Consider the following 6312-nt stretch of genomic DNA (forward strand, 5'->3'; position numbering starts at 1 on the left):
GCTGGTCGCGTTGTTGCTCGCGCTGCTCACGGCCGGCTCGTATGCCGAACTGGTGACGAAGTATCCGAAGGCCGGCGGGGCGGCGGTCTTCGCGGAGCGGGCGTTCGGCCGGCCCGCGCTGTCGTTCCTGGTCGGGTTCTGCATGCTGGCCGCCGGTGTGACCAGCGCGGCCGGCCTGGCGCTCGCGTTCGCCGGCGACTACCTCGCGACTTTCGTCGACGTCCCGGCCGTGCCCGCCGCGATCGTCTTCCTGGCATTGATCGCCTGCTTGAACGCGCGGGGCATCAGCGAGTCGGTCAAGAGCAACGTGGTGATGACCGCGATCGAGTTGACCGGCCTGCTGATCGTCGTCGTCGCGGTTGCGGTGATGGTCGGCGCCGGGCGCGGCGACCTGGACCGGGTGGGTCAGTTCCCCGACGGTGCGACGCCGGCGTTGGCGGTCCTGAGCGGAGCGATCGTCGCGTACTACTCGTTCGTGGGCTTCGAGACATCGGCAAACGTCGCCGAGGAGATTCGCGACCCGAGCAAGGTCTACCCGGCCGCGCTGTTCGGTGCGCTCATCACCGCGGGGGTGCTCTACGCGCTCGTCGGGGTGGCCAGCGCGACGGCGTTGCCGGCCGACGAGCTGTCGCAGTCCTCCGGACCGTTGCTCGACGTTGTCGGCGCGTCGGGCGTGGGCGTCCCCGACTGGGTTTTCAGCGCGATCGCGTTGGTCGCGGTGGCCAACGGCGCGCTGCTTACGATGATCATGGCGAGTCGGCTCACGTACGGCATGGCAGAGCACGGGCTGCTGCCCAGCGTGCTCGGCCGCGTGCTGCCGCGGCGGCGCACGCCGTGGACGGCCATCGTGGCGACGACCGCGGTCGCGATGTTGCTCAGCCTGGTCGGTGACCTTTCCACGCTCGCCGAAACGGTCGTCCTGCTGCTGCTGTTCGTGTTCATCTCGACCAACGTCGCGGTGCTGGTGCTGCGCCGAGATCGAGTCGAGCATCCCCACTTCCGGGTGTGGACGCCGGTGCCCGTGCTCGGCGTGGCGTCATGCGTCCTGCTGCTCACCCAGCAAACCGCCAAGGTGTGGCTCTTCGCGGCGATACTGGTGGCGGTGGGGGCAGTGCTCTATCTCGCCGCGAGAGCGGCAACGCGACGGCGATGACGCAGAAGAAGTACGTTCGCGCTGAGCGGTTCATGAAAGGGGTGGATGTTTTGATCGTGCGGGCGATGGCCGTCCTGACGGCTTTGGTCTGTCTTTTCGGCATCGGCGGTCAGCGGGCGTCGGCGTTCCCGGGCGGGGATGTCGCCGGCGCGCTGATGGTCGGCGGGTTGAACCGCACCTATCAGGTGCACGCCCCGAACGGGATCGCTCACCCGGCCGGACTCGTGCTCAATCTGCACGGGGCCGGGATGACGGGCCAGGCCCAGGCCGCGGCGACCAACTACGACGCGGTCGCCGACCAACACGGTTTCGTGGTGGCCTATCCCGACGGCATCGATCTGAGTTGGGCCGACGGGCGCGGCGCCTCGGTTCCGGACCGGCAGCACGTCGACGACGTGGGTTTCCTTGTCGCCCTTGTGGATCGACTCCGACAGGAGTACGGCGTAGACCCGCGCCGGGTCTACGTCACCGGCATGTCGGCGGGCGCCTTCATGGCATCGCGGTTGGCATGCGAACGCGCCGACGTGTTCGCCGCCGTGGCACCGGTCGCCGGCACGTTGGCGACGGGGTTCGGTTGTGCGCCGTCACGACCGGTCTCGGTTCTCGCGGTCAACGGAACCGCTGACCCGGTGGTGCCATTCGGGGGAGGCGGGATGCTCGGCCGCGGCGGCCCGAGCGACATCGTGGCGCCACCGGCGATGGCGCAACGGTGGCGCGACCTGAACGGTTGTCCGCCCCCGGTCGACGAGACCCAGGGCAACGTTCACCGGTTCGTCGCCGCCGGTTGCGCGGGCGGAACCGAGGTGCAGTTCGTGCAGATCGACGGCGGCGCTCACGTCTGGCCCGGGGGACCCTTCGCCCCGTTCGACGCCTCGCAGGCCAGTGCTCAGTTCTTCGCTGCCCACGGCAGGTGACCGACCGCCCTCAACAGGTCAGCAGCAGGCACCCGGCGATCGGTCCGCCACCGGCCGCCGCGACCGCCACTTCGGGGCGGCGCGCCAGTTGCCGGTCGCCGGCCTGCCCGCGAAGCTGCAGGCAGGCTTCATGCAACAACCAGTAACCGTGCATCCGGCCCGCCGACAGTTGTCCGCCGTAGGTGTTGAGCGGTAGCGCCCCGTCGAGGGCGATCCGCGACCCGCCCTCCACGAACGGGCCCGCCTCTCCGTCCCCGCAGAACCGCAGCGCCTCGAGCCACGCGAACGTGAGAAACGTGAAGCCGTCGTAGAGTTCGGCCACGTCGACGTCCGACGGCGTCAGATCGGTGCGCGACCACATCTCGTCGGCGGCTTCGCTGGAGGCCATCTTCGGGAAGTCGGCGCGGTGAAACCAGCCGCCCGAGCCGTACGCTCCGCCGACGGCTTCGACCGCCACCGCTGGGTGCGCGCAGTCCGGCGCGAAGTCGGCGTGCGATATGACGAACGCGATCGAGCCGTCGACGGGCACGTCACAGTCAAACAATCCGAACGGCGTGGACACCGGCCGGGACGCCAGATAGTCGTCCATCGTCATTGGATTCCGATACGCCGCAAGCGGATTGAGCCCGGCATTGCGCCTGCTGTTGATCGCCAGCCAGCCCAGTTGCTCCTTCGTCATCCCGTACAACGCCATGTGCCGCGTGCAGTGCAGGGCCAGCCAGTTCGCCGCCGAGTAAGCGTGCGCGGCCAGCAGTTCACCGATGTCGTCGAACGGCCCGATGCTGCGCCTGGTTCCGCTCGCGCGCGGCTCGGCCGGCGGGTTGGCCAGCGGATTGGGCTCGTTGCTGGCCGGCGCTTGCGTCATCGTCCCGCCGAGCATCTGCACAGTCCGATAGACGAGCACATGGCGGGCGCGCCGCTCGGACACCGCCAGCACGGCCGACATCACCGGGGTCAGCACACCACCGGTGGGAAACCCGTAGTCCTGGTCGACGGCCCGACCGCCAAGTGCGGCAACAACTTCGGCCGCAGGCGTGTCACCGAACGTGACCACGCCGTCGATGTCTGCGGGACCCAGCCCGGCATCGACGATGGCGGCGTGCACCGCCTCCATCGTCAGCTCCGTCGCCGGGATTCCGGTGCGCCGTCCGATGCGCGAGATGCCGAGGCCGCTGAAGATCGCGTCCTTTTCGAACGTGCGCAACCGTTCACCTCCCCGCTCGGGCCACCCGGTCATTGCAGACTGTACTTTCCTAACCATGCCCGACGACGCAGCGCTGCTGATCACTCGTTGCGTGCGCTGCGGGCTCTGGGTGTCACCTGCGGCCGAGGACTGCCCCGAGTGCGGCGGAGCCCTGGTCGCGCGCCCGGTGTCGGGCCGCGGCAGGGTGTTCACCTACACCGTCAACCACCAGCCGTTCAATCCGGCCCTGCCGGTTCCCTACGTAGTGGCGATCGTCGAACTCGAGGAGCAGCCGGGTCTCCGTGTCGCGACGAATATCGTGGACTGCGAAGCGGATTCGGTTCACGTCGGCCTGGCCGTCGAGGTGCGATTCGAGCGTCAGGACGTCGACGGCGAAAGCGCCTTGGTTCCGGTCTTCGCGCCGCGGGGGTGAGACAGCGCTGCCGGTGGGACCGACAGAGCCGTCGTGCGCAGCTTTCGTGTCGGCGCCGGCGCAGAGTCGGCTCCGGCTTCGCGCACCTGCTCTCGCAGCCGGCGAAGGGCTTGAGCGAGCAGTCGCGAGACGTGCATCTGTGAGTAGCCCATACGTTCGGCGATCTGGGTCTGCGTCATGCTCTCAAAGAATCGCAGGACCAGAACCGTCTTCTCCCGCTCGGGCAACGCGGCGATCAGCGGTCGAACCGTCTCGAGGTCGACGACCTTGTCGATGTTCGGATCGAGGTCGCCCAGCGTGTCTGCGACCGGCCGGTACTCGTCGTCGCCGGAGGTCTGTATGTCGGTGGACAGGGTCGAGTAGTTGCTGCTGGCGATGGTCGCTTCCATCACCGCTTCCCGTTCGATACCGAGATGCCTGGCGACTTCGGACGGCGTCGGCGCGCGACCGATCTGTTGGGATAGCTCTGCTCGCACCTTGACGAGTTGTCCTTGCAGATCCTTGAGTCGGCGCGGCACTTTGACCGCCCAGCCGTAGTCCCGGAAGTGGCGACGCACCTCGCCCATGATCGTGGGAATCGCGAACGACAGGAAGTCGGCGCCGTTGTCGGGGTCGAAGCGGTTGACGGCGTTCACCAGTCCGACGCGCGCCGCCTGAACCAGATCGTCGAGTGGCTCGCCGCGGTTGCGGTACCGGCGCGCGACGTGGTCGGCGAGCGGAAGAGTCCGCTGCACGATCACATCGCGCTGGCGTCGGTAAGCGACCGACTGATCGTCGAGTGTGCTGAGGTGGCGGAACATGTCCGTCACCTCTGCGTACTCGGAATTCGGCTCTGCCACGACACAGGCTCCTCACTCCCGACCCTGCCGTACCGATCACACGGCTCGGATCTGAACCTGTGGCTGCTGGGGTTTACCCGCCGTAGCGTCGGGCCGAAACATGCCCGGACAAACGCTGCTGGTCTCAGCCTAGCCGACGGCGGGAGTTGACGTGGTCAACCGGCGATTTCCCGCAATCGCCACGGTGATTTGGCGGGCATCGCGTGCCTGCCGTAGGGGCGTTGTTGGCGCACCGGTCGCGCGGGTGCGCTGAGCAGGGGACTGTCCCAGATCGCGCCCGTCAACACGGCGGCACCCAGGGCCGTCAGCCCTGCCATCGCGATCAATGTGTCGGCGTCCATGGCCGTATACATACCCACCTGCGCCGCCTCTAACGCGACGAATTTCTTTGACCCGGCGCCGCGGCCGGGGTCAGGGACGCGCGGTGTTCTCGACGATGATCTCGCAGGCGGTCTCGTAGAACGCGCTGATGAGCGTCGAGAAGGACAGTTCGAACGGGTAGATCATGTGCACGTCGAGCGACTCGAGGTGCCATTCCGGCAGCACCGGCACGATGCTGCCTTCTGCCAACTCGGTGGTGCAGATGATCTGCGTGGGCATGACGCCGACGCCCAGTCCTTGCAGGATGTACTGTTTGCAGACCTGGAAGTTGTTGGCGCGGGCGCGGATTGGCGGTGTGAGTTCGCGCCGACCGCCAGCCTGGGTGAGGGCGAGCTTGCGCGCCCCACCGAACCCGAAGTCGATGAACGGAAGAATGTCGAGCTGCGCCGGATCGGTGATCGGCTCGGCCAGCTCGGCGACGAATTGTGCTGAGGCGCAAAGGAAGAGCTCGAGACTGAACACCTTGCGGGCGATCAGCGTGGAGTCCTGCAGGGGAGCGGTGCCGAACACCACGTCGAACCCGTCGCGGATCGGGTCGACGAGGCGGTCCACCAGCCGGATGTCCAGCCGCGAGTTCGGATAGTGCCGCAGAAACGCGGCGCCCACCCGCGAGGCGTAGTCGATGCCGAGGAACACCGGGATCGCCGCCCGCAGTTCGCCCCGCGGTTCCTGTCTGCTGCCCTCGACGAGTGCGCGCACCCCGTTGGCCTCGGTGAGGATGTTGACCGCGTGGCTGTACACCTTCTCGCCGAGGTCGGTGACGGTGAGCTGACGAGTGTTCTTGCGCAGCAGCTTAATTCCGAGGTCGGCCTCCAGCTTGGTGAGCTTGCGGCTGACCGTGGACTTGGGCATGCCGAGCAATGCCGCAGCCTTGGACAGGCTCCGGTTCTCCACCACTTTGCCGAAGACCAGCAGGGCGTCGACGTCGAACGGCAGATTCTGCTCCATAACGTTCCAAATATGCAACACGGTGTTGCGCTGATGGGCCTGTTTCGCTCAATCCGGCGGCGGTACCTTCGGCCTACCGTCTTCAGCCCGGCGGAGGAGAAACCCCTTGAGTCACGACAGCTTGGTGACGAAGCCCTCGAGCGGACACTGGACCGACGCCTACCCCGAACTGGGCCGTGGGCCGGTGTCGCTCGAGGATTGCGTCTCAGAGGAGTTCTACGACAAAGAGCGCGAGCACGTCTTCAGGAAGACCTGGTTGTACGTCGGCCGCGTCGAGCGGGTGCCCCGGTCGGGCAGCTACTTCACCCGGGAGCTGAAGTTCCTCAACACGTCGGTGATCGTCGTACGGGGCAAGGACGACGTGATCCGGGCGTTTCACAACATCTGCCCGCACCGGGGCAACAAGATGTTGTGGGAGGACGACCCGTTCGAGGAGGTCGAGGGCCGCGCGCCGCTGCTGT

Annotated in this window: 8 protein-coding genes; 4 read left to right on the forward strand and 4 right to left on the reverse strand. The window is 67.4% G+C overall.

All coding sequences use genetic code 11. From position 1 onward, the window contains the following. Nucleotides 1-1153 (forward strand): APC family permease (locus tag A5663_RS12790; RefSeq protein WP_068149129.1); only part of this gene is annotated, 1153 nt, incomplete at its 5' end. A gap of 32 nt (nucleotides 1154-1185) precedes the next feature. Beyond that, nucleotides 1186-2067: a PHB depolymerase family esterase gene (locus A5663_RS12795; protein ID WP_068149143.1), complete on the forward strand. Its 882-nt coding sequence runs from the start codon at nucleotides 1186-1188 to the stop codon at nucleotides 2065-2067. A 10-nt stretch (nucleotides 2068-2077) separates the two neighbouring features. Here the strand turns inward: A5663_RS12795 and A5663_RS12800 are convergent, their stop codons facing one another. After that, nucleotides 2078-3271, reverse strand: coding sequence for a thiolase family protein (locus tag A5663_RS12800; RefSeq protein ID WP_156744467.1), 1194 nt, complete (start codon nucleotides 3269-3271; stop codon nucleotides 2078-2080). A 55-nt stretch (nucleotides 3272-3326) separates the two neighbouring features. On the opposite strand from A5663_RS12800, the gene A5663_RS12805 reads away from it, so the two are divergent. After that, a complete protein-coding gene (locus A5663_RS12805; protein ID WP_068149133.1) occupies nucleotides 3327-3683 on the forward strand; it encodes a Zn-ribbon domain-containing OB-fold protein in 357 nt (118 codons plus the stop codon). Here A5663_RS12805 and A5663_RS12810 read toward each other — a convergent pair. The 3 genes from A5663_RS12810 to A5663_RS12820 form a co-directional block, all read right to left on the reverse strand. Beyond that, nucleotides 3629-4522 carry a SigB/SigF/SigG family RNA polymerase sigma factor gene (locus A5663_RS12810; RefSeq protein ID WP_082974105.1) on the reverse strand — a complete coding sequence of 298 codons (894 nt, stop codon included), beginning with the start codon at nucleotides 4520-4522 and terminating at the stop codon, nucleotides 3629-3631. The genes A5663_RS12805 and A5663_RS12810 overlap by 55 nt on opposite strands. A gap of 155 nt (nucleotides 4523-4677) precedes the next feature. Continuing rightward, a complete protein-coding gene (locus A5663_RS12815; RefSeq protein ID WP_156744465.1) occupies nucleotides 4678-4863 on the reverse strand; it encodes a hypothetical protein in 186 nt (61 codons plus the stop codon). Between the two features lie 70 nt (nucleotides 4864-4933). Continuing rightward, nucleotides 4934-5851, reverse strand: a complete 918-nt coding sequence (locus A5663_RS12820) for a LysR family transcriptional regulator (protein ID WP_068149140.1) — start codon at nucleotides 5849-5851, stop codon at nucleotides 4934-4936. Between the two features lie 106 nt (nucleotides 5852-5957). On the opposite strand from A5663_RS12820, the gene A5663_RS12825 reads away from it, so the two are divergent. Continuing rightward, nucleotides 5958-6312 (forward strand): Rieske 2Fe-2S domain-containing protein (locus A5663_RS12825; protein ID WP_156744466.1); only part of this gene is annotated, 355 nt, incomplete at its 3' end.

It is taken from the genome of Mycobacterium sp. E740 (assembly GCF_001672895.1).
GTDB lineage: Bacteria > Actinomycetota > Actinomycetes > Mycobacteriales > Mycobacteriaceae > Mycobacterium.

What these genes read in the sequence shown, in the direction of transcription:
- A5663_RS12820 (WP_068149140.1), bottom strand. Translation starts at nt 5,851, where the DNA reads ATGGAGCAGAATCTGCCGTTCGACGTCGACGCCCTGCTGGTCTTCGGC.
- A5663_RS12815 (WP_156744465.1), bottom strand. Translation starts at nt 4,863, where the DNA reads ATGGACGCCGACACATTGATCGCGATGGCAGGGCTGACGGCCCTGGGT.
- A5663_RS12805 (WP_068149133.1), top strand. Translation starts at nt 3,327, where the DNA reads ATGCCCGACGACGCAGCGCTGCTGATCACTCGTTGCGTGCGCTGCGGG.
- A5663_RS12795 (WP_068149143.1), top strand. Translation starts at nt 1,186, where the DNA reads ATGAAAGGGGTGGATGTTTTGATCGTGCGGGCGATGGCCGTCCTGACG.